This is a genomic window from Pseudomonas sp. UYEF17, assembly GCF_040546125.1.
GTDB lineage: Bacteria > Pseudomonadota > Gammaproteobacteria > Pseudomonadales > Pseudomonadaceae > Aquipseudomonas > Aquipseudomonas putida_Z.
In genome coordinates this window covers 72,474-99,245 of record NZ_JBEPNE010000011.1, presented here as the reverse complement: position 1 = coordinate 99,245, position 26,772 = coordinate 72,474, and the positions used below count along the sequence as shown (strand labels likewise).

Sequence of the window (26,772 nt, the reverse complement as noted above, 5' to 3'; positions counted from 1 at the left end):
CGTGATGCGCTGGCGGGCTTTCCTGTCCCGGCGCCTGCTTCAGCCTAAACAAGGAAACGCCCATGAGCGCCAGCACAACTGCAACAACACGTCACGACTGGTCCCTGGCCGAGGTCAAGGCGCTGTTCCAGCAACCGTTCAATGACCTGCTGTTCCAGGCGCAGACCGTGCACCGCGCGCATTTCGACCCGAACCGCGTGCAGGTTTCGACCCTGCTGTCGATCAAGACCGGCGCCTGCCCGGAAGATTGCAAATATTGTCCACAGTCCGGCCACTACAACACCGGGCTGGAAAAACAGAAGCTGATGGAAGTGCAGAAGGTGCTGGAAGAAGCCGCCCGCGCCAAAGCCATCGGTTCTACCCGCTTCTGCATGGGCGCGGCGTGGAAGCACCCGTCGGCCAAAGACATGCCCTACGTGCTGGAGATGGTCAAAGGCGTCAAGGCCATGGGCCTGGAAACCTGCATGACCCTCGGCAAGCTCGACCAGGAGCAGACCAAGGCCCTGGCCCAGGCCGGCCTGGACTACTACAACCACAACCTCGATACCTCGCCGGAGTTCTACGGCAGCATCATCACCACCCGCACCTACAGCGAGCGCCTGCAGACCCTGGCCTACGTGCGCGATGCCGGGATGAAGATCTGCTCCGGCGGCATCCTCGGCATGGGCGAGTCGCTGGACGATCGCGCCGGCCTGCTGATCCAGCTGGCCAACCTGCCTGAGCACCCGGAGTCAGTACCGATCAACATGCTGGTCAAGGTGGCCGGCACGCCGCTGGCCGAGGAAGAAGACGTCGACCCGTTCGACTTCATCCGCATGCTGGCCGTTGCCCGTATCCTCATGCCCAAGTCGCACGTGCGCCTGTCCGCCGGCCGCGAGCAGATGAACGAGCAGATGCAGGCCCTGGCCTTCATGGCTGGCGCCAACTCGATTTTCTACGGCGAAAAACTGCTGACCACCGCCAACCCGCAGGCCGACAAGGACATGCAGCTGTTCGCACGCCTGGGCATCAAGCCCGAAGCGCGTGAAGAGCACGCCGACGAAGTGCACCAGGCGGCTATCGAGCAGGCGCTGGTCGAGCAGCGCAGCAGCGAGATGTTCTACAACGCCGCGACAGCCTGAAATGGCCTTTGACCTGGCAGCGCGCCTGGCCGAACGGCGCGCCGCAGACCTGTATCGGCAGCGGCCACTACTGGAAAGCCCGCAGGGGCCGGAAGTGGTGGTCGATGGCCAGCGTTTGCTGGCCTTCTGCAGCAATGACTACCTGGGCCTGGCCAACCACCCCGAGGTGATTGCCGCCTGGCAGGCCGGCGCCGAGCGTTGGGGTGTCGGTGGCGGTGCCTCGCATCTGGTGATCGGCCACAGTACGCCGCACCACCAGGTGGAAGAGGCCTTGGCCGAACTCACCGGGCGCCCGCGTGCGCTGCTGTTCTCCACCGGCTACATGGCCAACCTGGGCGCCATCACTGCGCTGGTGGGGCAGGGCGACACGGTGCTGCAGGACCGCCTGAACCACGCTTCGCTGCTGGATGGCGGCTTGCTCAGCGGCGCCCGTTTCAACCGCTACCTGCACAACGACCCGGCCAGCCTGGCCAGCCGCCTGGACAAGGCCGTCGGCAATACCCTGGTAGTGACCGATGGCGTGTTCAGCATGGACGGCGACCTGGCCGACCTGCCGGCGCTGGCCGATGTCGCCCGCGCTCGCGGTGCCTGGTTGATGGTCGATGATGCCCATGGCCTGGGCACCCTCGGCACCCAGGGTGGCGGTATCGTCGAGCACTTCGGCCTGGGCGTTGAAGATGTGCCGGTGTTGATCGGTACGCTGGGCAAGGCCTGTGGTACCGCTGGCGCCTTTGTGGCCGGCAGCGAAGAACTGATCGAGGCGCTGGTGCAGTTCGCCCGCCCGTACATCTACACCACCAGCCAGCCACCGGCGCTGGCCTGCGCCACCCTCAAGAGCCTGGAACTGCTGCGCCGCGAGGCCTGGCGCCGCGAGCACCTGGCCGCGCTGATTCGCCAGTTCCGTGAAGGCGCGCAGCAGATCGGCCTGGAATTGATGGACAGCCCGACGCCGATCCAGCCGATCGTCATCGGTGACAGCACACAGGCCCTGCGCCTGTCAGGCATGTTGCGCGAGCGCGGCTTGCTGGTGACGGCCATCCGCCCGCCCACCGTGCCGGCGGGCAGCGCACGCCTGCGGGTGACATTGAGCGCCGCGCACAGCGAGGCGCAGGTGCAGCTATTGTTGAATGCATTGGCCGAGTGTTATCCACAGTTGGAGAGCGCCGATGCGTAATCGACTTGTTCTGTTGCCCGGCTGGGGCCTGGGCACTGCTTCCCTGGAGCCGCTGGCCGCCAGCCTGCGTGCCCAGGACGCCCGCCTGCAGGTAGAGCTGATGCCCTTGCCGGAACTGGCCCACAGCGATGTGCAGGCCTGGGTCGACCACCTCGACCGCAAGCTGCCGAGCGATGTCTGGCTGGGCGGCTGGTCGTTAGGCGGCATGCTGGCCAGCGCGCTGGCGCACAAGCGCGGCGACCATTGCTGCGGCCTGCTGACCCTGGCCAGCAACCCCAGTTTCGTGGCTCGCCCCGACTGGCCCCACGGCATGGCCGAAGACACTTTCGGCACCTTCCTCGACGGCTGCCGCAGCCATACCCAGGTCACCCTGAAGCGCTTCCGTACCTTGTGCAGCGACGGTGCCCTGCAACCGCGTACCCTGCTGCGCCAGCTGGGTGTCGGCGTACCGGACACCGACCCGCTGTACCTGGCCACCGGCCTTGAGGTGCTGGCCAAGCTGGACACCCGCGAAGCACTGCAGGCCTACGGTGGCCCGCAGTTGCACCTGTTCGCCGGCAGCGATGCGCTGGTGCCGGCAGAGGCGGCAAAAGCGCTGAGCGAGCTGCTGCCCGATGTGGAAGTGGGCCTGGTCGAAGACAGTTCCCACGCGTTCCTGCTGGAGTACCCGCAGGAACTGGCGGCGGGCATCAAGAGTTTCCTGCATGAGAGTGGCGATGACTGACCTTTCCCGTCCGACCCTGCCCGGCGCGCTGCCCGACAAGCGCCAGGTAGCGGCCTCGTTCTCCCGCGCCGCAGCCAGCTACGACAGCGTGGCAGCCTTGCAGCGTGCGGTGGGTTCGAGCTTGCTGGAGCAGTTGCCGGAAGGCCTGCAGCCGTCACGCTGGCTGGACCTGGGCAGCGGCACCGGCCATTTCAGCCGGGCGCTGGCCGAGCGTTTCACCCAGGCCAGCGGCGTGGCGGTGGATATCGCCGAGGGCATGTTGTGCCATGCCCGCAACGAACAGGGCGGGGCGCTCTATCACGTGGCCGGTGACGCCGAGCGTTTGCCGCTGCGTGATGCCAGCGTCGACCTGGTGTTCACCAGCCTGGCCGTGCAGTGGTGCGACCAGTTCGCCAGCGTGCTGGCAGAAGCGCTGCGAGTGCTGCGCCCGGGCGGCGTGCTGGCCTTCAGCAGCCTGTGTGTGGGTACCCTCGATGAACTGCGCGCCAGTTGGCAGGCGGTGGATGGCCTGGTGCATGTGAACCGCTTCCGCCGTTTCGAGGACTATCAACGCCTGTGCGCAGCCAGCGGCTTCGAACAGCTGGGGCTGCAGCGCTGCCCGCACGTGCTGCACTACCCGGATGTACGCAGCCTGACCCATGAACTCAAGGCCCTCGGCGCCCACAACCTGAACCCTGGCCGGCCTTCCGGGCTTACCGGCCGGGCCCGCATGCAGGGCCTGCTGCAGGCTTATGAGGCGTTTCGCCAGCCTGAGGGGCTGCCAGCCACCTATCAGGTGGTCTATGGTTTGTTGCGCAAGCCACAGGTGTAAGGGGAGCGAGATGAGCCAGGCCTATTTCATTGCCGGTACCGATACCGATGTTGGCAAGACCACCATCGCTGCCGGGCTGTTGCATGCGGCACGGTTGCAGGGCATGAGCACGCTGGGGGCCAAGCCGGTAGCCTCCGGTTGCACGATGACACCGAAAGGCTTGCGCAACAGCGACGCCCAGGCGCTGATCGATGAAAGCACGATCAAGCTGCCCTACGAACAGGTCAACCCGTTTGCCTTCGAACCGGCTATCGCACCCCATGTGGCAGCGCGCGAGGCGGGAGTAACGCTTGCCGTGCCGGAGCTGTTGGCGGCGATGCGCAATGTGCTGCAACAAAATGCCGACTTCACCCTGATCGAGGGGGCCGGTGGCTGGCGCGTGCCGTTGTCGGGGCAGGCCAACTTGTCCGATCTGGCCATTGCCTTGAAGTTGCCGGTGATCCTGGTGGTGGGGGTGCGACTGGGGTGCATCAGCCACGCCTTGCTCAGCGCCGAGGCGATTGCCCGTGACGGGCTGCAATTGGCGGGATGGGTGGCGAACATCATCGAGCCGCGTACTTCGCGCCTGGAAGAGAACCTGGCTAGCCTGGCCGAGCGTTTGCCAGCGCCATGCCTGGGGCGTGTGCCCAAATTGAAGCAGGCCAGTGCCGACATGGTGGCTGAACACCTTCAGCTGGATCTGCTGGATTAGCCGTTTCCAGGCCAGGCCCTTTCGCGGGCTTGCCCGCTCCCACAGGTACAGCGCAGGGTCCAGCTATTGTGCGGACCCTGTGGGAGCGGGCAAGCCCGCGAAGAGGCCGGTACAGGAATACCCAAGGCCTATCAAATGGCACCAGGCCATTAGGGATTTAAACGGGCCTTTTCACCCCTGGCCTGCTTTAATTGGGCCTGTTCGTCATCCAGCGTCAATGGAGTCCTGACATGGAAATCACCGGTAGCTCCGCCTACTATGCGGGCCTGAGCGCAATCCAGACCGGCCAGAACCGCGTCGATCAGGCCGCCAGCCAGATCGCCAGCACCACCGCCGAACGTAGCGCCACCAGCCAGTCCAGCGATTTTCAGGCCGAACGCCTGCGCGCGGTCGACCGCAGCCAGCAGATGGACCTGGCCACCAGCACCGTGCAGCTGGCCGTGGGCAAACTCGAAGTCGAACTTGGCGCAAAGGTCGCCAAGGCATCCGACGAAATGCTCGGTCGGATCATCGACACCTACGCCTGATACGGCGGCCCTTCCCGAACCTAACGCTATCTCTGTGGGAGCGGGTTTACCCGCGAATGCGTCCGCCCGGACACCTCTGTTTTCCGGGCTGGCCCATTCGCGGGTAAACCCGCTCCCACAGGGGTACATATCATGGCTTGGCGCTTTTGCCATTTTTCGTGGCGTAAATGGCACCATAGTCCATCCTTGACATAAGGCGGAGCTAAACGTAAGTTTCAAACAACTGTTTGATCGACGGCCGCCAAGTGCGGGTCACCCCACAGAACTCACCTAGAGGTTCATCGCAATGCCTGATTACAAAGCCCCCTTGCGTGATATCCGCTTCGTTCGCGACGAGCTGCTCGGCTATGAGGCGCACTATCAGAGCCTGCCGGGTTGCCAGGACGCCACGCCCGACATGGTCGACGCGATCCTCGAAGAAGGCGCGAAGTTCTGTGAGCAGGTGCTGTCGCCACTGAACCGCGTGGGTGACCAGGAAGGTTGCACCTGGAGCGAATCGGGCGTGAAAACCCCTACCGGCTTCAAAGAGGCCTACCAGCAGTTCGTCGAAGGCGGCTGGCCGAGCCTGGCGCATGACGTCGAGCACGGCGGCCAGGGCCTGCCGGAATCGCTGGGCCTGGCCCTGAGCGAAATGGTCGGTGGTTCGAACTGGTCGTGGGGCATGTACCCGGGCCTGTCGCACGGCGCGATGAACACCATCTCTGCGCACGGTACTGCCGAGCAGCAGCACACCTACCTGACCAAGCTGGTATCCGGCGAGTGGACCGGCACCATGTGCCTGACCGAGCCGCACTGCGGTACCGACCTGGGCATGCTGCGCACCAAGGCCGAGCCACAGGCCGACGGCAGCTACAAGGTGTCGGGCACCAAGATCTTCATTTCTGCCGGTGAGCACGACATGGCCGACAACATCGTCCATATCGTCCTGGCCCGCCTGCCGGACGCACCGGCTGGCACCAAGGGCATCTCGCTGTTCATCGTGCCGAAGTTCCTGCCCAACGCCGAAGGCGGTGTGGGCGAGCGCAATGGCGTGAGCTGCGGCTCGATCGAACACAAGATGGGTATCCACGGCAACGCCACCTGCGTGATGAACTTCGACGGCGCTACCGGCTACCTGATCGGCCCGGCCAACAAGGGCCTGAACTGCATGTTCACCTTCATGAACACCGCTCGCCTGGGTACCGCGCTGCAAGGCCTGGCCCACGCCGAAGTAGCGTTCCAGGGTGGCCTGAAGTACGCCCGCGAGCGCCTGCAGATGCGTTCCCTGACCGGCCCGAAAGCACCGGACAAGGCTGCTGACCCGATCATCGTCCACCCGGACGTGCGTCGCATGCTGCTGACCATGAAGGCCTTCGCCGAAGGCAACCGCGCGATGGTGTACTTCACTGCCAAGCAGGTGGACATCGTCAAGTACAGCCAGGATGAAGAAGAGCGCAAGAAGGCCGATGCCCTGCTGGCGTTCCTGACCCCGATCGCCAAGGCGTTCATGACCGAGGTCGGCTTCGAAGCCGCCAACCACGGCGTGCAGATCTACGGTGGCCACGGCTTCATCGCCGAGTGGGGCATGGAGCAGAACGTGCGCGACAGCCGCATTTCCATGCTGTACGAAGGCACCACCGGCATTCAGGCCCTGGACCTGCTCGGCCGCAAGGTGCTGATGACCCAGGGCGAAGCACTGAAGGGCTTCACCAAGATCGTGCACAAGTTCTGCCAGGCGCAGGAAGGCAACGAAGCGGTCAAGGAGTTCGTCGAACCGCTGGCGGCGCTGAACAAGGAATGGGGCGAGCTGACCATGAAAGTGGGTATGGCCGCCATGAAGGACCGCGAAGAAGTGGGTGCGGCCTCGGTCGATTACCTGATGTATTCCGGCTACGCCTGCCTGGCCTACTTCTGGGCCGACATCGCCCGCCTGGCGGCCGAGAAACTGGCTGCCGGCACCAGCGAAGAAGCGTTCTACACCGCCAAGCTGCAGACCGCGCGCTTCTACTTCCAGCGCATCCTGCCGCGTACCCGTACCCACGTGGCGACCATGCTGTCGGGTGCCAACAACCTGATGGCGATGGACGAAGAGAGCTTCGGCCTGTCGTACTGATCCTGCCGCTGTAAACCAAACCCGCCTGCCCTCACCGGCAGGCGGGTTTTTTTATTTCTTCAGGTCCAGCGCGGTCCCCTTGTAGGAGCGGCCTTGTGTCGCGATGGGCTGCAAAGCAGCCCCAGCAATCTTTGCTGTGGCAGAAATCCTGGGGCTGCTTCGCACCCCGATCGCGACACAAGGCCGCTCCTACAAGGAACCGAGTCTGATTCGAAATTCAACTGTTCATGTGCACTGCCGATGAAGTAAGGGCACAATGCCACCATTGATCTGCCGGGTTGGAGATTACCCTTGTTTCGTTTTAACGCTGTTCGCGCGAGCCACTTCCTGCCTTCGCTGATTCTTTTGCTGGCAGGCCTCGCCGCGGCCTATGTGAGAGACCTCAGTGTCTTTTTCACATCGCTGTTCAACGTCCTGCCCACCTTGGTCCTGCTGCTGGGCGGAGCCTACTGTGCGGTGTACCGTCGCCAGCGCGAGCTGTTCCTGATGCTCACGGTGTACATCGCCTACTACCTGCTCGACACCCAGACCGACTTCTACCGTGACCATGGCCGCGTGCGCGAGGACGCGGCGGTGATCTTCCACCTGGTGTGCCTGCTGCTGCCCACCCTGTTCGGGCTGTATGGTGCCTGGCAGGAGCGCACCCACCTGCTGCAGGACTTGGTCGCCCGTGGCGCCGTGCTGTTTGCCGTGGGCAGCGTGGCAGTGGCCCTGGAGCAAAGCTACCCCGAAGCGCTGCTGACCTGGTTGGCCGAAATCCGCTGGCCAACCTTGCATGGCCAGTGGATGAGCCTGATCCAGATGGTCTACCCGCTGTTCCTCGGCATATTCATCCTGCTGGTGGTGCAATACCTGCGTGCGCCACGGCCGCTGCACGCTGCGCAGGTGATGGGCCTGCTGGGCATCTTCTGGATGCTGCCGCAAACCTTCATCCTGCCGTTCACCCTGAACATCATGTGCAGCCAGGTGATGCTGATGATCGCCGCAGCGGTGGCGCACGAGGCCTACCAGATGGCCTTCCGCGACGAGCTGACCGGCCTGCCGGGGCGCCGTGCGCTGAACGAGCGCATGCAGCGCCTGGGGCGCAACTATGTGATCGCCATGACCGATGTCGACCACTTCAAGAAATTCAACGACACCCACGGCCACGACGTCGGCGACCAGGTGCTGCGCCTGGTTGCCAGCCGCCTGTCCAAGGTCACCGGGGGTGGCCGCGCCTACCGCTATGGCGGCGAGGAATTCGCCTTGGTGTTTGCTGGCAAGACCGCCGAGGAATGCGTGCCGCACGTGGAGGCCGTGCGCGAAGTGATCGCCAACTACGTGATGCACCTGCGCGACCAGCACAACCGCCCGCAGGACGATACCACCGGGCGCCAACGGCGGGCGGGCAGCAGTGGTGGCACGGTGTCGGTCACCATCAGCATCGGCGTGGCCGAGCGCCAGGCCGATCATCGTAACCCCGAAGCCGTGCTGAAATCCGCCGACCAGGCGTTGTACAGCGCCAAGGGTGCGGGGCGCAATTGTGTCATGGTGCATGGGCAACAATCGCAGCGAGGGGCAGTGCGCACGGCGTGACCGAAATAGACTGTACGGTCTAGTGATGACCCTATGTCTCGTAAAAGTTGTTCGGTTACACTGCCTGCAACCCAGTGTCGCGGTTCCCCGAGACCGCCCCGACCCGACTAGCGAGAGGTTGTCATGGCTGAATATAAAGCGCCCCTGCGCGACATGCGCTTCGTACTGAATGAAGTGTTCAACGTGGCCGAGCAGTGGGCGCAGTTGCCCGGGCTGGCCGAGGTTGTCGATGCCGACACGGCCATGGCGGTGCTGGAAGAAGCCGGCAAGGTCACTGCCAGATCCATTGCGCCGCTCAATCGCGCCGCAGATGAAGAGGGCTGCCACTGGGACAACGGCGCAGTGCGCACACCGGCCGGTTTCATCGAGGCCTACAACACCTACGCTGAAGGCGGTTGGGTGGGCGTGGGCGGCGACCCGCTGTTCGGCGGCATGGGCATGCCCAAGGTCATCTCGGCCCAGGTCGAGGAAATGGTCAACGCCTCCAGCCTGTCCTTCGGCCTGTACCCGATGCTGACTGCTGGCGCCTGCCTGTCGATCAATGCCCACGCCAGTGAAGCGCTGAAGGAAAAGTACCTGCCGAACATGTACGCCGGCGTGTGGGCCGGTTCCATGTGCCTCACCGAGCCGCACGCCGGTACCGACCTGGGCATCATCCGCACCAAGGCCGAGCCCCAGGCCGACGGCAGCTACAAGGTCAGCGGCACCAAGATTTTCATCACCGGCGGCGAGCACGACCTTACCGAGAACATCATCCACCTGGTGCTGGCCAAGCTGCCGGACGCACCGGCGGGGCCGAAAGGCATTTCGCTGTTCCTGGTGCCGAAGTTCCTGGTCAATGAAGACGGCAGCCTGGGGGCGCGCAACCCGGCCACCTGTGGCTCGATCGAGCACAAGATGGGCATCCAGGCCTCGGCCACTTGCGTGATGAACTTCGACGAAGCGGTCGGCTATATCGTCGGTGAGCCGAACAAGGGCCTGGCGGCCATGTTCACCATGATGAACTACGAGCGCCTGGGCGTTGGTATCCAGGGCCTGGCTTCGGCCGAGCGCTCCTACCAGAACGCCGTGGAGTATGCCCGCGACCGCCTGCAAAGCCGCGCCCCGACCGGGCCGCAAGCCAAGGACAAGGCCGCTGACCCGATCATCGTCCACCCGGACGTGCGCCGCATGCTGCTGACCATGAAGGCGCTGATCGAGGGTGGCCGTGCCTTCTCCAGCTACGTGGCCATGCAGCTGGACAGTGCCAAGTACAGCGAAGACCCCGCCGTGCGCAAGCGCAGCGAAGAGCTGGTGGCACTGCTGACGCCGGTGGCCAAGGCTTTCCTCACCGACCTGGGCCTGGAGTGCGCGGTGCACGGCCAGCAGGTGTTCGGCGGGCATGGCTACATTCGCGAATGGGGGCAGGAGCAACTGGTGCGCGATGTGCGTATCACGCAGATCTACGAAGGCACCAACGGCATCCAGGCCCTCGACCTGATGGGACGCAAGGTGGTGGCCAGTGGTGGGGCGTACTACCGGCTGTTCTCCGACGAGATTCGCCAGTTCATTGCCAGCGCGGGTAGCGAGCTGGATGAATTTGCCAAGCCGTTGGCTGCCGGTCTCGATCAACTCGACGGGCTGACCGAGTGGGTGCTGGAACAGGCCAAGGGCAACCCGAACGAGGTTGGCGCGGCTTCGGTCGAGTACCTGCATGCCTTTGGTTATGTCGCCTATGCCTACATGTGGGCATTGATGGCGCGGGCGGCGAAGGCGGGTGAGGGGGATGCAGCGTTTTATTCGGGCAAGCTGGGTACGGCGCGGTTCTACTTTGCGCGGTTGCTGCCGCGGGTGGATTCGCTGGTGGCTTCGGTGAAGGCGGGGAGTGAGTCGTTGTACCTGCTGGATGCCGAGCAGTTCTGAGGGATTTTGTGGGCTGCTTTGCAGCCCATCGCGACACAAGGCCGCTCCTACAGGTACCGCGCAAGCTCGAATGGCTATGCGTTCCCCTGTAGGAGCGGCCTTGTGTCGCGATGGGCCGCAAAGCGGCCCCTGCCGTGTAAGCTTTTTCCTACACAACGCGGTGACTTTTCGCCACTGTTCTCAGATTGGATCCACGGTTATTCTTTACCACATGGACGTTGCGCAGGAAGCGCAAAGGACAGATCAAGGACGACGACGAAGGACCACCTGCCAGGATGGCGGGGCGATACGGATGTCACAGGGAAACAGTCTGGAAAACCCCGCTTCGGCGGGGTTTTCTTTGTGCGCGTGTTTTTCAGCCCAGCACATCCAGCGGTGATGCGCCCAACAGGCGGGCGTCCGTCTCTTCCTCCAGCAGCGTGCGCAGCAGCTCCACAGAGGCCTGCTGGCGCTGGGCATCGCGGAACACCAAGCCAACCTTCAGCGGTACCCGCGGCTCGCTCAACGGCTTCCACAGCAGCCCCTGGTCATCCTCGGCGGCCTCCTTGGCCCGCCCCGGCAGGATGGTGGCCAGCGCGGTATGGGCCAGGCTGTCGAGAATCCCCGCCATGTTGTTCATCTCTGCCTGCACCTGCGGCCGACGCCCCTGGCTGGCCAGCTGCGCCTGCCAGATCTGGCGGATCTGGAACTCCTCGCCCAGCATCAGCATGGGCAGCTCGGCAGCCTGGCGAATGGACACCTTCTTGAAGTCCTTCAGCGGGTGGGTAGCGGGGATGACCAGTTGCAGCTCATCTTCGTACAGCAGCAGACCATGCAGCCCCGGCTGGCGTGGCGGCAGGTAGCTGATACCGATGTCCAGGCTGCCATTGAGCAAGCGCCGTTCGATCTCCAGCCCCGACAATTCGTAGATCTGCACCACAAGGTGCGGCTGTGCCCTGCGCAGGCGTTCGAGCAGCTGCGGCACCAGGCTCGGTCGCACGGTCTGCAGCACGCCGATGGCCAAAGTACGCAGCGACTGGCCCTTGAAGTTGCGCATGGCCTCGTGGGCTCGCTGCAGGCCGTCGAGCAGCGGCAGGGCGTGGTTGTACAGGGTATGGGCGGCCAGAGTCGGCAGCAGCCGCTTGTTGCTGCGTTCGAACAGGCTCAGGTCGAGGCTGTGCTCCAGCTGGCGGATCTGCTGGGAAAGCGCTGGCTGGGACAGCGACAGGCGCTCGGCGGCGCGGCCCACGTGGCCTTCTTCATACACCGCGACGAAATAACGCAGTTGGCGGAAATCCATAAGTGATACTTATCGAAAATGCTGGAAAAACGAAATGGTCGAAAACCCTGGCGAGGCCTAGTCTATCGCCGTATTCCAACGGGTTACAGCGATGAATCGATCGATTGTTACCCCGGATGAAAAACACTTTTGATAGGCAAGGCAAAATATCGAGTGCCGGCACCCAGACCGCACCGTGGCCGCCCCTGTCGTGATTGGTTGGAGCCCTGATGAACCTGTTCAACCTGCGCCGCCCGGCCCCTGCCGCCGTCGCCGAGCCCAAGCGTGCGCCGGTGATCGTGCCTGAAGCGCCGCAGCTGTCGCGTGAGCGCCTGATGCCCAGCACCGAACGCGCAGCGCAGGTGTTCGTGCGTGGCCAGGGCTCCTGGTTGTGGGACAACGAAGGGCATGCCTACCTGGACTTCACCCAGGGTGGTGCAGTCAACAGCCTGGGCCACAGCCCCAGTGTGCTGGTGAAGGCACTGGGCAACCAGGCCCAGGCGCTGATCAACCCGGGCTCGGGCTTCCACAGCCGTGGCCTGCTGGGGCTGGTCAACCGCCTGTGCCAGAGCACCGGCAGCGACCAGGCCTACCTGCTCAACAGCGGTGCCGAAGCCTGCGAAGGTGCGATCAAGCTGGCGCGCAAGTGGGGCCAACTGCACCGCAACGGCGCCTATCACATCATTACCGCCAGCCAGGCCTGCCATGGCCGCAGCCTGGGCGCGTTGTCGGCGTCCGACCCGCTGCCATGCAACCGCTGCGAGCCGGGCCTGCCGGGCTTCAGCAAGGTGCCGTTCAACGACCTGGCGGCGCTGCACGCCGAGGTGGACTCGCGCACCGTGGCGATCATGCTCGAGCCGATCCAGGGCGAGGCAGGTGTCATCCCGGCTACGCAGGAATACCTCAAGGGTGTGGAAACGCTGTGCCGCGAACTGGGCATCCTGCTGATCCTCGACGAGGTGCAGACCGGCATCGGCCGCTGTGGCGCGCTGCTGGCCGAGGAAACCTACGGCGTGCGCGCCGACATCATCACCCTGGGCAAGGGCTTGGGCGGTGGCGTGCCGCTGGCGGCCTTGCTGGCCCGGGGCACGGCGTGCTGCGCCGAGCCTGGCGAACTGGAAGGCAGCCACCATGGCAACGCGCTGATGTGCGCCGCCGGCCTGGCCGTGCTGGATACCGTGCTGGAGCCTGGCTTCTTCGCCCAGGTGCAGCACAACGGCCGCCACCTGCGTGAAGGCCTGAGCCGGCTGGCCGGGCGCTACGGCCAGGGCGAAGTGCGCGGGCAAGGCCTGCTGTGGGCCCTGCAGATGAAAGAAAACCTGGCCCGCGAGCTGGTGGCGGCTGCCTTGCACGAAGGCCTGTTGCTCAACGCACCGCAGGCGGATGTGGTGCGTTTTTCGCCAGCGCTGACCGTGAGCAAGGGCAACATCGACGAAATGCTGCTGCGCTTGGCCCGTGCCTTCGCCCGCCTGCACGCCCAGCAGCAGGCCCGCCGCGAAATGCCAGCCTAGCGGCCTGGTGACATCGAGAATTCTACGAACCGTCTGGCGTTCCTGCGCATCGCCCTTGGCCTGTTTCATTCGGCCCGGGGCGTTTTTTTTGCCTGTTGAACCTCTGTGGCGGGCGACTAGTCTCTGATGTAACCCCTTCAGGAGAGACTCGCATGGACTTTATACGCATCATCATCGCCATCATCCTGCCACCGCTGGGCGTGTTCCTGCAGGTGGGGTTTGGCGGGGCGTTCTGGCTGAATATCTTGCTGACCTTGCTGGGGTATATTCCGGGGATCGTGCATGCGGTGTATATCATCGCCAAGCGCTGAGATTTTTGGGGCTGCTTTGCAGCCCATCGCGACACAAGGCCGCTCCTACAGGTACAGCGCCACATTCGGGCTTGTGCGATCCCTGTAGGAGCGGCCTTGTGTCGCGATGGGCCGCAAAGCGGCCCCAGAATCTCAGCCCCCCAACACCCGGCAATAGAACTTCCACTCTTCTTCCAAGGCATGCGCCAGGTTCTCCGCCTTGCGGAACCCATGACGCTCCCCCGCATAGAAGTGCCCTTCGGCCTCTATCCCGTTAGCCTGCAGCGCCGCCAGCATCGACCTTGTCTGCTCTGGCACCACCACCGCATCCAGCTCACCCTGGAAGAAAATCACCGGTACCTTGATCTGTCCCGCATGCAGCAGCGGCGTACGCTGGCGATAGCGCTCGGCATCCTGCAGCGGTTCACCGATCAGCCAGTCCAGGTAGTCCCCTTCGAACTTGTGGGTGGCCCGGCCCAGGGCAACCGGGTCGCTGACCCCGTACAGGCTGGCGCCGGCGCGGAACACATCATCGAACGCCAGGGCGCACAGTGTGGTGTAGCCGCCCGCGCTACCACCGCGGATGAACGCCTTGCGGCTGTCGATCAGCCCACGTCCGGCCAGGTATTCCACCGCCGCGCAAGCATCAGCCACATCGCTTTCGCCCCAGCGCAGATGCAAGGCCTGGCGGTATTCACGGCCATAGCCGGTGCTGCCCCGGTAGTTCAGGTCGGCGACGGCGAAGCCGCGTTGAGTCCAATACTGGATGCGTGGGTCGAGCACGGGATAACAGGCCGAAGTCGGCCCGCCGTGGATGAACACTACCAGCGGCGCGGCACCTTGCGAGCGGGCTGCCGGGTAGAAGAAGCCATGGGCGCGCTGGCCGTCACTGCCGTAGTGGATCGACTGCGGCAAGCTGATATGCCTTGCCGGCAGCACTTCGGCGCCACCGGCCAATACGCTGACCTCGTGGTTGCTGCGGGCGATGGCGATGACCGCCGGCGGGCTAATCGGCGAGGCGGCAATGGCATACAGGTGTTCGGCATCCATGGCCAGGCTGCGAAAACGCGTGTAGGCGCTGGCGAAACGCTCCAGGCGGCCATCGGCAGTACGCAGCCCCAGTTGCCCGAAGCCGTCTTCGAACCAGCTGGCCAGATAGCTTTGTGGCCCCAGCGCCAACCAGGTACTGGCGCCCAGTTGCCAGGGTGCCGCAGCGTGGTCCGCGGGCTCGGCAGGCAGGGCTTGCCAGCAGCCATCGATCTCGCCCCAGGGTTGCCAGAAGCCATTGCGGTCAGACAGGCAGTAGAGTCGGCCTTCGCTATCGAAGCGCGGCTGCTGCAGCGATTCGTCAGCGCCGGCCACACATTGCGCGGGCCCCCAGTGGCCACTTGCATCACGTGTGCGGCACATCAGCCTGGTGACGGTCCAGGGTTGTGCCGGGCGGTCCCATTCGACCCACGCCAGGCGCTGGCCGTCGGTACTCACCGTAGGCGAGGCATAGAAGTCGGCACCCTCGGCGAGCACTTCGCGGGCTTGTTCACCCAGGGCGACCAGGCGATGCTCGACCCGTTCGCCATGCTGCTCCTCGACCGCCAGCACCAGGCCGTCGTGCCACTGCACATCGCCATAGCGGCAGCTGGCATCATGGGTCAGGGCACGTGGTACCGCGCCTTCCAGGGCCTGGGTATAGATCTGCTGGTCCTTTTCGTTGACGAACAGCAGCCCGTCACCACCCAGGCAAAAACTGCCACCGCCGTATTCGTACACCCGGCTACGCACGCTGAAGCCATCGGGGGTCAGGCAGCGGGCCTGCTGGTGCTGCCAGTGCCAGATGCGACAGGCACCATCGGCCGGGCGAAACTCGTTCCAGAACAGCCCCGCGGCGCTGACCTTGAGTTCGGCGAAGTCGGTGCCGGCGGCAACTGCCTGGGCCGCGCTGAACTCAGCCGCGGACGATGACACGGGAGTTTCGTTCATTGCGGAAGGTCATCTCTTCAATGGTGAGCTGGGCGCTTTCCGCCTCCTCGCGGGCCTTGAGGATGATGCCGTGGTCGGCCGACTTGGCGCACACCGGGTCGGCGTTGCTGGCATCGCCGGTGAGCATGAAGGCCTGGCAGCGGCAGCCGCCGAAGTCCTTTTCCTTCTCGTCGCAGGAACGGCAGGGTTCGGGCATCCACTCATAGCCACGGAAGCGGTTGAAGCCGAACGAGTCGTACCAGATGTGGTGCAGGTCGTGGTCGCGCACGTTGGGGAACTGCACCGGCAGCTGGCGCGCGCCGTGGCAGGGCAGGGCGGTACCGTCCGGGGTGATGGTGAGGAACAGGCTGCCCCAGCCATTCATGCAGGCCTTGGGGCGCTCCTCGTAGTAGTCCGGGGTGACGAAGATCAGCTTGCACGGGTTGCCCTCGGCCTTGAGCTTGTCCCGGTACTCGTTGGTGATGCGTTCGGCCCGTTCCAGCTGCGCGCGGGTCGGCAGCAGGCCCAGCCGGTTGAGGTGGGCCCAGCCGTAGAACTGGCAGGTGGCAAGCTCGACGAAGTCGGCTTCCAGGGCGATGCACAGCTCGATGATGCGGTCGATCTTGTCGATGTTGTGCCGGTGGGTGACGAAGTTGAGCACCATCGGGTAGCCATGGGCCTTCACCGCACGGGCCATTTCCAGCTTTTGCGCAAAGGCCTTTTTCGAGCCGGCCAGCAGGTTGTTGACCTGCTCGTCACTGGCCTGGAAGCTGATCTGGATATGGTCCAGGCCGGCCTTCTTGAAGTCGGCGATGCGCGCCTCGGTCAGGCCGATGCCCGAGGTGATCAGGTTGGTGTAGTAGCCCAGCCGGCGGGCCTCGCCGATCAGTTCGGCGAGGTCTTGGCGTACCAGCGGTTCTCCGCCGGAAAAGCCGATTTGCGCGGCACCCATTTCCCGGGCTTCGGCCATCACCTTGAACCACTGCGCGGTGCTTAGCTCCTGGCCCTGGGCGGCGAAGTCTAGCGGGTTGGAGCAGTACGGGCACTGCAGCGGGCAGCGGTAGGTCAGCTCGGCCAGCAGCCACAGCGGCAGGCCGACTGCGGGCGTGGGCGGTAACTCAGGCGAGGACGATCCAGTGTTCGGCACGGGCCACCTCCATGAACTGCTCGATGTCATCGGCCACTTCCGGGACACCGGGGAACTGTTGTTCGAGTTCGGTAATGATCGCGGCAACGTCACGTTGGCCGTCGATCAGGCCACCGATCAGGGCCGCGCTGTCGTTGAGCTTGATCATGCCCTCGGGGTACAGCAGCACATGGCCCTTTTGCGCCGGCTCGTACTGGAAGCGGTAGCCGGGGCGCCAGGCTGGCACTTGATTACGGTCGAAACTCATAGGGTGATCCCTTTGTGCCACACCCGTTCCTGGGTGACGGAGTGATAGGGCGGGCGGTTCAGCTCGTAGGCCATGCTCATGGCGTCGAGCATGCTCCAGAGAATATCCAGCTTGAACTGCAGTATCTCCAGCATACGCTCCTGGCCCGCGCGGGTGGTGTAGTGCTGCAAGGTAATCGCCAGGCCGTGCTCCACGTCACGCCGGGCCTGGCCCAGACGGGTGCGGAAGTATTCGTAGCCGGCCGGGTCGATCCACGGGTAGTGCTGCGGCCAGCTGTCCAGGCGCGACTGGTGGATCTGCGGGGCGAACAGTTCGGTCAACGAGCTGCTGGCCGCTTCCTGCCAACTGGCCCGGCGGGCGAAGTTGACGTAGGCGTCCACCGCAAAGCGCACACCGGGCAGTACCAGCTCCTGGGAGCGCAGCTGGTCCGGGTCCAGGCCCACGGCCTGGCCCAGGCGCAGCCAGGCTTCGATACCACCGTCCTCGCCGGGCGCGCCATCGTGGTCGAGCAGGCGCTGGATCCACTCGCGGCGTACTTCGCGGTCCGGGCAGTTGGCCAGGATCGCGGCATCCTTCATCGGGATGTTGACCTGGTAGTAGAAGCGGTTGGCCACCCAGCCCTGGATCTGTTCGCGGGTGGCGCGACCCTGATACATCGCCACGTGGTACGGGTGATGAATGTGATAGTAGGCGCCCTTGGCGCGCAGGGCCTGCTCGAATTCGGCAGGGGACATTGGCAGTGCGTCGCTCATTCGGCTGGCTCCTGTATAGCTGAGTCTCGGCTCACCTCGCCCCCTGTGGGAGCGGGCGTGCCCGCGAACACCGGCGAAGCCGGTGCCATACACCGTGTTGGATTTTTCGCGGGCATGCCCGCTCCTACAGGGGGTTGTGTCAACTCGCAGACCTTTTTACAACTCGATATTCATGCCATCGAAGGCCACTTCCACACCCCGGCGCAGCACTTCGGCACGCTCGGGCGAGTCTTCGTCGAGAATCGGGTTGGTGTTGTTGATGTGGATAAGTACCTTGCGCTGACGCGGGAAGCCATCCAGCACCTCCAGCATGCCGCCGGGGCCGTTCTGCGCCAGGTGGCCCATCTCGCGGCCGGTACGGGTGCCCACGCCACGGCGCTGCATTTCATCATCTTCCCACAGGGTACCGTCGACCAACAGGCAGTCGGCGCCGTGCATCATCGTCAGCAGCTTGTCGTCCACCTGGCCCAGGCCCGGGGCGTAGAACAGCTTGCCGCCGGTGCGGGTGTCCTCGACCAGCAGGCCAAGGTTGTCGCCCGGGTGCGGGTCGAAGCGGTGCGGCGAGTAGGGCGGTGCGGCGCTGCGCAGGGGGAACGGGGTGAAGCGCAGGTTGGGGCAGGCGTCGATGACGAAGCTGCCTTCCAGCTCGATGCGGTTCCACTGCAGGCCGCCGTTCCAGTGGCTGAGCATGTTGAACAGCGGGAAGCCGGTGGTCAGGTCCTGGTGGACCATGTCGGTGCACCACACCTGGTGCGGGCAACCTTCGCGCAGGCTGAGCAGGCCGGTGGTGTGGTCGATCTGGCTGTCCAGCAGGATGATGGCGTTGATGCCGGTGTCGCGCAGGGCGCGGGCCGGCTGCATCGGCGCAAAGGCCTGGAGCTGGGCGCGAATGTCGGGCGAGGCATTGCACAGCACCCAGTGCACGCCGTCGTCGGACAGGGCGATGGACGACTGAGTGCGTGGCGTGGCCCGCAGGGTGCCGTCACGCAAGCCCTTGCAGTTGACGCAGTTGCAGTTCCACTGTGGGAACCCGCCGCCGGCGGCGGAACCGAGAACCTGGATGTACATGGCCACTCTCTCTGCAGAAACCGTAGCGAAAAAACGAAAACGCCCCGGCAGGCCGAGGCGTTGAACCGTAAGCCGGGCTTAGCGGTTGGCGAAGTACATGGTGACTTCGAAGCCGATGCGCAGATCAGTGTATGCAGGTTTGGTCCACATGGAATTACTCCTTCCGGATGAGGGGGTGGGTTTGTCAGCTACTACTTGGGTACCGCCATTGGCTGGAGGTTCCCATGGCTGGGATTGCGCTATCTTACAAGAAAAATTTGTACCGAAAGGTTAATTATTCGAAAACTCCGTTGCGGTTTTCGTAACAATCATGGGGTTGAACCCAGCCAGGAAGCATCTGGTGCGGCAGCGTTGGCAAGGCATAGCCAAGTGGAGCCCTTATCGAGCAAGTGGCTCAGCAGCTGGTCCAGATCCGTCTGCCGCGTTTTCAGGATAGACCTGCGCAACGCATCCAGCCTGCCGGGTTGTGTGGCCAGGAATGTCTGCCACGCCCATTCGGCGACTTCGGCGTTGCCCATCGCCGGTTCATCGAATTGCCCGGCCAGGGCCTGACCAGCGGCAGGGGCCAGGGTGACGCCCTGGCGCAGCAAGGTGAGCAGGTGGTCGAGGATCTGTACCTGGCTGGCATGAGGCGACTGGACCCCGAACAGCAGGCCGCCGACCCCCTCGACCTGACGAAAGGTACTGAATACCGCATAGCCGAGTTGCAATTCTACCCGCAGCCGTTGGTAAACCGGCCCTTGCAGCAATTGGGCGAGCAGGCGGCCAGCGGCTTCCATGGCCGCCGGCAGTGGGCAGAACAGCAGCAGGGCATGCTCACTGCCAGGTACTTCGGCATGTTGCCAACGGTGGTTGGCCCAGGCGGGCAGGGGGCCAGGCGCCGAGCCTTGGCCAGGGCAGTGCTGCAGCACGGTGCCCAATGCGTTCAGGGCGGCATCGTCGAAACCAGTAGCCAGGCCGTGCCAGCGTGCTTGCTGCCACAGGCTCTCGAGATGCGTCTGGGCCAGGGTGCAGGCCGGCGCAGGTGCAGGCGCGGCGCCCAACACGGCGTCGGGCAGCTGCTTGAGCAGGGCCCGGATGGGGATCAGTGCTGGAGGCTGCGTCGAACTGGGCAGCCAGCTGCCTGCCGGGGGCTTGAGCATCAGTGCCAAGGCCTGTTCTACAGTGCGCAGCACCGCTGCCGGTAGACCTGCGCAGCGCAGTTGCCAGTATTCGCCAGCGGCACTGAACTGCAACTGCACCGATACGCGCTCGCAGCGCTCCTGCAGGGGATGCAAGGCGCGTTCGAGCAGCGCATGCAGGCGCTGGCGCAAGGGGGACGGGGCATGCCAGCGCAGGTACAGCGCCGCGTACTGACGGGCGCCAGGCAGCTGGTCGCTGACCTTCAGTGCCGCTGGCAGCGGCTGCGGCCTGGCATCAGGCAAGTCTGCCAGGAGCAAGGGGTCGACGGCGGGCAGTTGCCAATGCCCATGTGCGCGGCCCGGCAGGCCTTCCAGCAGGGCACGAAGGGCCTGCAAACCTTGTGTGTCCAGGCCGGTGAACGGCTGGCCGGCGCTGTCCCGGCGGGCGAGCTCAAGCGCACTGGCACTGCGTTCGCGGCTTTGCTGCAGCAGCTCGAATTCGGCACTCAATTGCTCAGGGGCTGCCTGGCGGATGAAGCCGAACCAGCCCTGCAACAGGGCATCGGCTTCCTCTGGGCAGGCGTCCTCGCTCAGCTTCAGATCAATGTGCCACAGCAACTGCCCGGCGAAGGCATACAGCGCCTCGGCCTTGAAGCCTTGCAGCCAGCCACGCTGGCGAAGCGCATCCAGCCAGGTGCCTGGGCGGCTATCGCTGAGGCAGGTTATCAGCAACTCAAGGGCCTGCTCGGCACCTGCCGAGAGGTTTTCGTGGCTGAACAGCAGGTGCGTGTCGGTCGCCGATAAAGGCGGTGGCAGAGCTTGTGGCACCCGTTCACCCGTTGCGAACAGCTTGGCATGCTGCCGGCCCAGCAATTCCAGTTCATCCAGCGATTGCGGGCCGCACAGGCTCAGGGTGACCTGGCCGCCTTGGTAGAAGCGCCGGTGAAAGCCACCGAGCGCTTGCTGGAAGGCAGGATCCTGCAAAGCCAGGGTGTGCCGGTTACCGGCATGAAAAGCGCCCAATGGATGGCCGGGCGCTGCCGATTGCAGCAAGGCGAACTGCTGCTGGGCCTGAGGGTTGCGCGACCAGGCAATGAACTCGGCATGGATTACTTCGCGTTCGCGGCGTTGGCGCTCGATGCCCAGGTCTGGTTCGGCCAACATCTGGCACAGGCGCTCCAGCCCCCCGGCCAGGGCGCTGGGTGGGACCTCGAAGAAGAAGTCGGTGGTGCGTTCGCGGGTGCTGGCATTGACCTGGCCGCCGAGGGCCTGCACGTAGCGCATCAGGCCGTCGTCCAGAGGGAAGCGCGAGGTGCCGAGGAAGAACAGGTGCTCCAGGAAATGGGCCAGGCCGGGCCATCTGGTCGGCGCGTCGTGGCTACCCGCGTGCACCCGCAGGGCCGCGGCCGAGCGCTTCAGGCGCGGGGCGTGGCGCAGGGTCAGCTGCAGGCCGTTGGCGAGGGTGAGGTGGCGGGTGGCGTCAGGCATGGGGGCTCCGGTAACTGCTGTCCATGCTAACCCATTTGTTTGCAGGCCCGGCCTCTTCGCGGGCACGCCCGCTCCTACAGGAATGGCGCAGGTATGAAAGGCAGCGCAGACCCTGTGGGAGCGGGCGTGCCCGCGAAAGGGCCATCAGCCCTTACGCAGATGCAACTCCTGGCGCAAATCGGTGAGGTAAGGAAACGCCCCGCGCCCCTGCACCACCCGCTCATGCTCCAGCTCCGCCAGCAACTGGCATTCGTCCCGCCCGGCCATGGCCAGCAGGCTGCCATCCGGGCCGATGATGCTGCTCTGCCCGCAATACTGGATCTCGCCTTCCGAGCCGCAATAGTTGGCATACACCAGGTAGCACTGGTTCTCCTGCGCCCGCGCCCTCACGGTCACCTGGCAGATGAAGTCGTACGGCGACATGTTCGCCGTCGGCACCAGAATCAGCTCGGCCCCGTCCAGCGCCAGGCGTCGCGCGTTTTCCGGGAACTCGATGTCGTAGCAGATCAGCAGGCCGACCTTCCAGCCATCCAGCTCCACCACCGGGAAGTGATCGGAACCTGCGCTGAACATCGAGCGGTCCAGCTCGCCGAACAGGTGGGTCTTGCGATAGTTGCTCAGGCTGCGGCCGTGCGCATCGATCAACTGCACGCTGTTGTAGATCGCGCCATCATCGCCACGCTCCGGATACCCGTAGACGATGGCGATGCGGTGCGCCTGGGCGATCTCCACCACCTCCATGGCCGCCGGGCCATCGACGGCCTCGGCCAGGCGCTCGACCTGGTCCAGGCCGATGTTGTAGCCGGTCAGGAACATCTCCGGGCACACCAGCAAACTGGCGCCGCGTTCGGCCGCCAGTTGCGCCTGGTGGCGCAACCGTTGCAGGTTGCCGGGCACGTCCAGTGGCTTGGGTGCGCCCTGGAACAGAGCGATGCGCATGCTGCCTCCTTGTCTCAGTCCGGCAGGGCGATCGGGCCGATTTCGTCGAACACATCGCCTGGGCCGGGGTTGTCCGGGTGGGTGCGGCCACCGAAGTGATTCATGATACCCCACACCGCATTCAGCGATGTCTGTACCGCGCCTTCCACCCAGGCTGGCGTCCACGATACATCGTCACCGGCGATGAACATGCCGCGCTGCTCGGCAGGCATGTCCTGCTGCATGAAGTGCGCGTACATGCGTTGGTTGTAGCGGTAGTGCCCAGGCAGCGCGCCCTTGAAGGCACCGAGGAAGTGCGGGTCGGCCTCCCAGGAAACGGTGATCGGGTCGCCGATGATGTGCCCGGCGATGTCGGTCTTCGGGTAGATCTTCTTCAGTGCATCCAGGGCCAGTTGCACGCGTTTTTCCACCGGGTGCGGCAGCATCTTCAGCGCATCGCTCATCCACGAGTAGGACAGGCAGATCACCCCCGGCTTGTCGTCACCGTTGTCGAACAGGTAAGTGCCGCGGGTGAGGCGATCGGTGAGGGTCATGCTCATCAGGTCGCGGCCGGTTTTCGGGTCCTTGTCCTTCCAGAACGGCCGGTCGACCATGACGAAGGTCTTCGACGACTGCATGTAGCGGGTGCGGTCCAGGGCCATCCACATCTTTTGCGAGAACAGCGATTCCTCGCAGTCGATCTGGGTGGTCAGCAGCCAGGTCTGGCAGGTGGCGAGCACGGCACTGTAGTGACGGGTGTCGCCCCAGTTGTCGGTGACCGCCAGGCGGCCATCGGCAGCGCGGGCGATGCGCTTGACCCCGGTACGCGGTGCGCCGCCATGCAGCCCGCTCAGGCTGGTGCCTTCCGGCCAATGCGCGCAGCGCTCCGGTACATGGCGCCAGATGCCTTGCGGTACCTGCTCCACACCGCCGACCACCAGGTGTTGGTGGTCGTCGCAGTTGGTCATCACCACGCGGAAGATTTCCAGCATCGAGTTGGGGAAGTCCGAGTCCCAGCCGCCGGTGCCGAAGCCGACCTGGCCGAACACTTCGCGGTGCTGGAAGCTCAGCTGGGCGAACGAGCGCGAGGTGGCGACGAAGTCGTAGAAGGTGCGGTCGTCCCACAGCGGTACCAGCTTGTTCCACAGCTCTTTCAAGCGCGGTACGTCACGGTCGCGGATGGCCTGCTGGATGTCGGCGAACTGGGCACCGCTTTCCAGCGCGTCGGCCCAGGCATCGGCCACTTCGTGGAACAGCTTGGGCAGGTCGGTGGGTTTTTCGGCGTAGTAGGTCTGGCCTTCCAGGTCGATCACCGTGCTGCCCGAGGCCGGGGTCAGCGGGTTAGGGAACGGTTTGGTCTCCAGGCCCAGCTTGTCCACGTAGTGGTAGAAGGCAGTGGACGACACCGGGAAGCGCATGCCACCCAGTTCGGCGATGATCCCGTCGGTGCCGTTGAAGGTTTGCGAGCGCAGCCGGCCACCCAGCTTGGATGCTTCGTACACCACCGGCTTGAGGCCCAGCTTCATCAGCTCGTAGGCCGCCACCAGGCCGGCGATACCGGCACCCACGATTGCCACTTCCTCACCATGGCGCTCGGCCGGGATGCTGCCCAGGCCTGCGGGGTGTTCCAGCCAGTCGTCGAAGGCGAAGGGGAAATCCGGGCCGAAGATGGTGACCGGTTTTTTACCATCGGCGGGGTGGCGGTTTTTCTTGTTCATGAAGTGACCTTGCCAGAGAGGCTGCGCAGCGGGCGGAGCCTGAGTATAGGAGATGCCTGGGGGCCATTTTAGGGAGTGGGGTGTTCGTTATTAAGGTGCAGATTGTTGTCTGAATGTAGCTTGTCTCGTCGAAATGTATAAACCAGATAGCTTTATGACGAACAGGAAGCCTGCCCATCTCAAGCACAGCATCGGCCCCCTGTGGGAGCGGGCGAGCCCGCGAAGAAGCCCCCGCGGTGTATGGCACGGGCTGCGCCCGTGTTCGCGGGCACGCCCGCTCCCACAGGGTGTGATCAGACAGTTCCTACACCCATGCCATGATTTAAAGAATTACCCTACGCCCGCTATAGCCTCGGTCTGGCTGCGTGGGAAACGCCTCATCGTTAACTTCACTGGGTCGCCGCTGTTCGGGCGACTGGGTGTGAGAACCCATCTCCAACTTCGCACCAAGGCTTATGTCATGGCAGCCGTGCGCGGGCAGGCTTTCGCCTGGCCGGATTTCCAAGTTGGCCGGTTCTCACCCCGTGCATGGCTGCCACCTATTTCCCGTGAGAAGGAGTTGGTAGGCGGTTTCCTCAGGACTCAATTTGGAAATTGCATCATGAAGAAGACTTATTCCGACCAACCCGAAAAACTGAAACCCACCGCAGAAAAAACCTTCTGCAACTGCGAATCCAGCCACCCGCCATTATTCGCCATACGCCCCGGCATCGATGCCGCAGACGCCTTGGTCCACGCCTGCCTGCTGGCCCGTGGCCTCGATCAGATCGCCACCGACTACGCCCAGCATCACGCCCCCGAGCGCAGCCGTGACATCGTCTGGTCGATGCAGCATTCCGCCGAAAGCCTTTCGGCGATTCTGGAAGGCCTGCTCGACGGCCAGGAGGCCTGACCGCCAGCCAGGTTCAGAGCGGCTGCCCGCGGTCCACCTTGCTGCTGAGAATGATCGACGTGGTGGTCTTCTCCACCCCGTCGACACTGCCGATCTGGTCAAGCAGCTGGTCCAGTTGCTCGGGCGAATCCGTACGCAGCCAGGCCACATAGTCGAACTCGCCGCTCACTGCGCACAGTTGCTGCACCTGGCCCATGGCACTCAGGCGCCGCACCACCTCCTTGCCCGAGCGCGGCTGCACCTTGATCCCCACATACGCCTGCAGCCCACCACCCATCACCCGCTGGCCCAGGCGCACGCCATAGCCGGAGATGACCTTGTTCTTCTCCAGCCGCTCCAGGCGCGAGTTGACGGTGGTGCGGGCGATGCCCAACTGACGGGCGAGGGTGGCGACGCTTTCGCGGGCGTTTATCTGCAGCAGGGCGATCAGCTGGCGATCGATTTCATCCAGCGTGATGGAGCGGGAATCCGACATGGCGAGTCTCTACGGTTGACCCGCTAGCCTAGCCAGCCAGGGCTGGCCAGAGCAAGGGCAGTCACAGCTGGCTGCGCTGACGCGGTCCAATCTGGTGCGACCTGATGATCGGGGCGATGTCGCTGGGCGCGCAGGACTTTACGGCGGGTATGACCTTCTGCAATCGGCGGCAGGCTGAGACGCGGTCGAGAGGGGAATAACCAAAAGAGTTACATTTTTGGGGCTGTGAACAGATTGGTCGGATGGTATTGTTTGGTGCAACCATTGCACTATATGATGAGCTCATGCCCACGATCCATCGATTATCCAATTGCGTAATCTATCTCTATGCAAACGACCATCTACCACCGCATTTCCATCTGCGTTTCAGTGATGGCCGTCAGGCACTGATTGGGATCAATGACCTGTCCCCGCTGGCCGGTTTCGGTGGTTCACGGGTTTCCTTGCGCGAGATGAGCGAGGCGCTTGAATGGGCTTCGCGGAACAGGGCTCGACTACTAGCAATGTGGGAGGAGCTGAATCCATGACCAACAAACATTTTCAACTCACAGAGGTGGCCGTCACTGCCCCTTGCACCTTGCTACTGACTTTTGCGGATGGGCAGCAATTCACCGTGGCGCTGGATGAAATCATTGAGAAGCACGCGACTCTGGGCCCGCTTGCGGATCCCAAGGTATTTGCAACGGCTGCGATTGGTGAGTGGCAAGACACAGTCATCTGGGCCAATGACGACAGTCTTGAACTTGCTGCGGACAACCTGCGCGCACGGGCGGTGGAGCAGGCAGGGGAGTGTTCACATGAGCTCATCTGGAACTGGATGGCTAAGCATGAGCTGACATTGGATCGCGCAGCTCGGGAATTGGGCTTGAGCAGGCGCATGTTGGCTTACTATCGTAGTGGAGAAAAACCTGTGCCGAGGACGGTCGCTTTGGCGATGAAGGGATGGGAAGCACTTCGAATGGCTGACATGGAAGTGAGCCGTGTGCCCTATCACCTGCCTGGAAGCTTCGCAAATGAGGCGGCCGGGCATGCCCCGAAGAAGCGAGCGTGATTCACCGCCTGAACACAGAAAAAAAAGCCGCGCAATCGCGCGGCTTTTTCGCATCTGGTGGGCCCACACGGACTCGAACCGTGGACCAAAGGATTATGAGTTGCCCGGCCAACCGATATGCCTAGCGAAACCACTCAAAGCAGAGCGTAGGCTAGCATAGCTGGAGGCCATGTAACACTTGCCGTTGAGCGTAATTTAGAAAAGCTTGGCCAAGCTGGGCAATGTACCTTGGCTGTACTGTTTTTGCCGGTTACTCGGTATAG

25 protein-coding genes are annotated in these 26,772 nt (G+C 64.0%); 14 read left to right on the top strand and 11 right to left on the bottom strand.

Annotation, left to right across the window (positions count from 1 at the left end):
- Positions 1-62: 62 nt before the first annotated feature.
- From bioB to ABIB24_RS17250, 9 genes are all read left to right on the top strand, one after another.
- A complete protein-coding gene (gene bioB / locus ABIB24_RS17290; protein WP_013970556.1) occupies positions 63-1,121 on the top strand; it encodes a biotin synthase BioB in 1,059 nt (352 codons plus the stop codon).
- A gap of 1 nt (position 1,122) precedes the next feature.
- Positions 1,123-2,295, top strand: coding sequence for an 8-amino-7-oxononanoate synthase (bioF, locus tag ABIB24_RS17285; RefSeq protein WP_137162827.1), 1,173 nt, complete (start codon positions 1,123-1,125; stop codon positions 2,293-2,295).
- Positions 2,288-3,019, top strand: a complete 732-nt coding sequence (locus ABIB24_RS17280; RefSeq protein ID WP_054573687.1) for an alpha/beta fold hydrolase — start codon at positions 2,288-2,290, stop codon at positions 3,017-3,019. The genes bioF and ABIB24_RS17280 overlap by 8 nt, the downstream gene beginning before the upstream one ends.
- Entirely contained in the window at positions 3,012-3,830 is an 819-nt protein-coding gene (bioC, locus tag ABIB24_RS17275) for a malonyl-ACP O-methyltransferase BioC (protein WP_075044392.1), read from the top strand. Before ABIB24_RS17280 ends, bioC begins: the two co-directional genes overlap by 8 nt.
- A gap of 10 nt (positions 3,831-3,840) precedes the next feature.
- Positions 3,841-4,521 carry a dethiobiotin synthase gene (bioD, locus tag ABIB24_RS17270; RefSeq protein ID WP_286919030.1) on the top strand — a complete coding sequence of 227 codons (681 nt, stop codon included), beginning with the start codon at positions 3,841-3,843 and terminating at the stop codon, positions 4,519-4,521.
- A gap of 230 nt (positions 4,522-4,751) precedes the next feature.
- Positions 4,752-5,048 carry a hypothetical protein gene (locus ABIB24_RS17265; protein ID WP_003258614.1) on the top strand — a complete coding sequence of 99 codons (297 nt, stop codon included), beginning with the start codon at positions 4,752-4,754 and terminating at the stop codon, positions 5,046-5,048.
- Positions 5,049-5,334: 286 nt separating this feature from the next.
- Positions 5,335-7,140, top strand: a complete 1,806-nt coding sequence (locus ABIB24_RS17260) for a phenylacyl-CoA dehydrogenase (protein WP_274078768.1) — start codon at positions 5,335-5,337, stop codon at positions 7,138-7,140.
- Between the two features lie 291 nt (positions 7,141-7,431).
- Complete coding sequence (locus tag ABIB24_RS17255; RefSeq protein WP_274078767.1) at positions 7,432-8,715, top strand: GGDEF domain-containing protein; 1,284 nt, start codon at positions 7,432-7,434, stop codon at positions 8,713-8,715.
- Between the two features lie 123 nt (positions 8,716-8,838).
- Positions 8,839-10,617 (top strand): acyl-CoA dehydrogenase C-terminal domain-containing protein, encoded by a 1,779-nt coding sequence (locus ABIB24_RS17250; RefSeq protein ID WP_274078766.1) that lies wholly within the window; start codon positions 8,839-8,841, stop codon positions 10,615-10,617.
- A 355-nt stretch (positions 10,618-10,972) separates the two neighbouring features.
- Here the strand turns inward: ABIB24_RS17250 and ABIB24_RS17245 are convergent, their stop codons facing one another.
- Positions 10,973-11,896, bottom strand: coding sequence for a LysR family transcriptional regulator (locus ABIB24_RS17245; RefSeq protein ID WP_004375209.1), 924 nt, complete (start codon positions 11,894-11,896; stop codon positions 10,973-10,975).
- A 209-nt stretch (positions 11,897-12,105) separates the two neighbouring features.
- Between ABIB24_RS17245 and ABIB24_RS17240 the strand changes: the two genes are divergently transcribed.
- Both ABIB24_RS17240 and ABIB24_RS17235 read left to right on the top strand, forming a co-directional pair.
- A complete protein-coding gene (locus ABIB24_RS17240) occupies positions 12,106-13,386 on the top strand; it encodes an aspartate aminotransferase family protein (RefSeq protein WP_354316939.1) in 1,281 nt (426 codons plus the stop codon).
- 152 nt (positions 13,387-13,538) lie between these two features.
- Entirely contained in the window at positions 13,539-13,697 is a 159-nt protein-coding gene (locus ABIB24_RS17235) for a YqaE/Pmp3 family membrane protein (protein ID WP_009681539.1), read from the top strand.
- A 132-nt stretch (positions 13,698-13,829) separates the two neighbouring features.
- On the opposite strand, the gene ABIB24_RS17230 is transcribed toward ABIB24_RS17235, so the two are convergent.
- From ABIB24_RS17230 to ABIB24_RS17190, 9 genes are all read right to left on the bottom strand, one after another.
- Positions 13,830-15,653, bottom strand: a complete 1,824-nt coding sequence (locus ABIB24_RS17230; RefSeq protein ID WP_354316938.1) for a S9 family peptidase — start codon at positions 15,651-15,653, stop codon at positions 13,830-13,832.
- Positions 15,619-16,779 (bottom strand): pyrroloquinoline quinone biosynthesis protein PqqE, encoded by a 1,161-nt coding sequence (gene pqqE, locus ABIB24_RS17225; RefSeq protein WP_025337440.1) that lies wholly within the window; start codon positions 16,777-16,779, stop codon positions 15,619-15,621. Before pqqE ends, ABIB24_RS17230 begins: the two co-directional genes overlap by 35 nt.
- Positions 16,751-17,026 (bottom strand): pyrroloquinoline quinone biosynthesis peptide chaperone PqqD, encoded by a 276-nt coding sequence (gene pqqD, locus ABIB24_RS17220; RefSeq protein ID WP_137162833.1) that lies wholly within the window; start codon positions 17,024-17,026, stop codon positions 16,751-16,753. The genes pqqE and pqqD overlap by 29 nt, the downstream gene beginning before the upstream one ends.
- Positions 17,023-17,778: a pyrroloquinoline-quinone synthase PqqC gene (gene pqqC, locus ABIB24_RS17215; protein WP_003255592.1), complete on the bottom strand. Its 756-nt coding sequence runs from the start codon at positions 17,776-17,778 to the stop codon at positions 17,023-17,025. Before pqqC ends, pqqD begins: the two co-directional genes overlap by 4 nt.
- Positions 17,779-17,934: 156 nt before the next feature.
- The gene (gene pqqB, locus ABIB24_RS17210; protein WP_274078762.1) at positions 17,935-18,846 is read right to left on the bottom strand and encodes a pyrroloquinoline quinone biosynthesis protein PqqB; all 912 of its coding nucleotides are present in this window, start codon (positions 18,844-18,846) and stop codon (positions 17,935-17,937) included.
- Between the two features lie 78 nt (positions 18,847-18,924).
- Complete coding sequence (gene pqqA, locus ABIB24_RS17205; protein ID WP_003243383.1) at positions 18,925-18,996, bottom strand: pyrroloquinoline quinone precursor peptide PqqA; 72 nt, start codon at positions 18,994-18,996, stop codon at positions 18,925-18,927.
- 158 nt (positions 18,997-19,154) lie between these two features.
- Positions 19,155-21,455, bottom strand: a complete 2,301-nt coding sequence (gene pqqF / locus ABIB24_RS17200) for a pyrroloquinoline quinone biosynthesis protein PqqF (RefSeq protein ID WP_274120068.1) — start codon at positions 21,453-21,455, stop codon at positions 19,155-19,157.
- Positions 21,456-21,599: 144 nt separating this feature from the next.
- On the bottom strand, positions 21,600-22,394 hold the full coding sequence (locus ABIB24_RS17195) for a carbon-nitrogen hydrolase family protein (protein ID WP_137162836.1): 795 nt from the start codon (positions 22,392-22,394) through the stop codon (positions 21,600-21,602).
- Between the two features lie 14 nt (positions 22,395-22,408).
- Positions 22,409-24,091 (bottom strand): flavin monoamine oxidase family protein, encoded by a 1,683-nt coding sequence (locus ABIB24_RS17190; protein WP_354316937.1) that lies wholly within the window; start codon positions 24,089-24,091, stop codon positions 22,409-22,411.
- Positions 24,092-24,692: 601 nt separating this feature from the next.
- Here ABIB24_RS17190 and ABIB24_RS17185 point away from each other — a divergent pair.
- Positions 24,693-24,983, top strand: a complete 291-nt coding sequence (locus tag ABIB24_RS17185) for a hypothetical protein (RefSeq protein ID WP_137162838.1) — start codon at positions 24,693-24,695, stop codon at positions 24,981-24,983.
- Positions 24,984-24,996: 13 nt separating this feature from the next.
- Here ABIB24_RS17185 and ABIB24_RS17180 read toward each other — a convergent pair whose 3' ends face one another.
- Positions 24,997-25,458: an Lrp/AsnC family transcriptional regulator gene (locus tag ABIB24_RS17180; protein ID WP_015268712.1), complete on the bottom strand. Its 462-nt coding sequence runs from the start codon at positions 25,456-25,458 to the stop codon at positions 24,997-24,999.
- Between the two features lie 242 nt (positions 25,459-25,700).
- Between ABIB24_RS17180 and ABIB24_RS17175 the strand changes: the two genes are divergently transcribed.
- On the top strand, positions 25,701-25,985 hold the full coding sequence (locus ABIB24_RS17175) for a DUF4160 domain-containing protein (RefSeq protein WP_337994680.1): 285 nt from the start codon (positions 25,701-25,703) through the stop codon (positions 25,983-25,985).
- Positions 25,982-26,509, top strand: a complete 528-nt coding sequence (locus tag ABIB24_RS17170) for a DUF2442 domain-containing protein (protein ID WP_170978807.1) — start codon at positions 25,982-25,984, stop codon at positions 26,507-26,509. Before ABIB24_RS17175 ends, ABIB24_RS17170 begins: the two co-directional genes overlap by 4 nt.
- Positions 26,510-26,772: the final 263 nt, after the last annotated feature.

Coding starts and splice junctions, on each gene's coding strand:
- bioB (WP_013970556.1), top strand. CDS start 63: ATGAGCGCCAGCACAACTGCAACAACACGTCACGACTGGTCCCTGGCC.
- bioF (WP_137162827.1), top strand. CDS start 1,123: ATGGCCTTTGACCTGGCAGCGCGCCTGGCCGAACGGCGCGCCGCAGAC.
- ABIB24_RS17280 (WP_054573687.1), top strand. CDS start 2,288: ATGCGTAATCGACTTGTTCTGTTGCCCGGCTGGGGCCTGGGCACTGCT.
- bioC (WP_075044392.1), top strand. CDS start 3,012: ATGACTGACCTTTCCCGTCCGACCCTGCCCGGCGCGCTGCCCGACAAG.
- bioD (WP_286919030.1), top strand. CDS start 3,841: ATGAGCCAGGCCTATTTCATTGCCGGTACCGATACCGATGTTGGCAAG.
- ABIB24_RS17265 (WP_003258614.1), top strand. CDS start 4,752: ATGGAAATCACCGGTAGCTCCGCCTACTATGCGGGCCTGAGCGCAATC.
- ABIB24_RS17260 (WP_274078768.1), top strand. CDS start 5,335: ATGCCTGATTACAAAGCCCCCTTGCGTGATATCCGCTTCGTTCGCGAC.
- ABIB24_RS17250 (WP_274078766.1), top strand. CDS start 8,839: ATGGCTGAATATAAAGCGCCCCTGCGCGACATGCGCTTCGTACTGAAT.
- ABIB24_RS17245 (WP_004375209.1), bottom strand. CDS start 11,896: ATGGATTTCCGCCAACTGCGTTATTTCGTCGCGGTGTATGAAGAAGGC.
- ABIB24_RS17240 (WP_354316939.1), top strand. CDS start 12,106: ATGAACCTGTTCAACCTGCGCCGCCCGGCCCCTGCCGCCGTCGCCGAG.
- ABIB24_RS17235 (WP_009681539.1), top strand. CDS start 13,539: ATGGACTTTATACGCATCATCATCGCCATCATCCTGCCACCGCTGGGC.
- ABIB24_RS17230 (WP_354316938.1), bottom strand. CDS start 15,653: ATGAACGAAACTCCCGTGTCATCGTCCGCGGCTGAGTTCAGCGCGGCC.
- pqqD (WP_137162833.1), bottom strand. CDS start 17,026: ATGAGTTTCGACCGTAATCAAGTGCCAGCCTGGCGCCCCGGCTACCGC.
- pqqC (WP_003255592.1), bottom strand. CDS start 17,778: ATGAGCGACGCACTGCCAATGTCCCCTGCCGAATTCGAGCAGGCCCTG.
- pqqB (WP_274078762.1), bottom strand. CDS start 18,846: ATGTACATCCAGGTTCTCGGTTCCGCCGCCGGCGGCGGGTTCCCACAG.
- pqqF (WP_274120068.1), bottom strand. CDS start 21,455: ATGCCTGACGCCACCCGCCACCTCACCCTCGCCAACGGCCTGCAGCTG.
- ABIB24_RS17195 (WP_137162836.1), bottom strand. CDS start 22,394: ATGCGCATCGCTCTGTTCCAGGGCGCACCCAAGCCACTGGACGTGCCC.
- ABIB24_RS17190 (WP_354316937.1), bottom strand. CDS start 24,091: ATGAACAAGAAAAACCGCCACCCCGCCGATGGTAAAAAACCGGTCACC.
- ABIB24_RS17185 (WP_137162838.1), top strand. CDS start 24,693: ATGAAGAAGACTTATTCCGACCAACCCGAAAAACTGAAACCCACCGCA.
- ABIB24_RS17180 (WP_015268712.1), bottom strand. CDS start 25,458: ATGTCGGATTCCCGCTCCATCACGCTGGATGAAATCGATCGCCAGCTG.
- ABIB24_RS17175 (WP_337994680.1), top strand. CDS start 25,701: ATGGTATTGTTTGGTGCAACCATTGCACTATATGATGAGCTCATGCCC.
- ABIB24_RS17170 (WP_170978807.1), top strand. CDS start 25,982: ATGACCAACAAACATTTTCAACTCACAGAGGTGGCCGTCACTGCCCCT.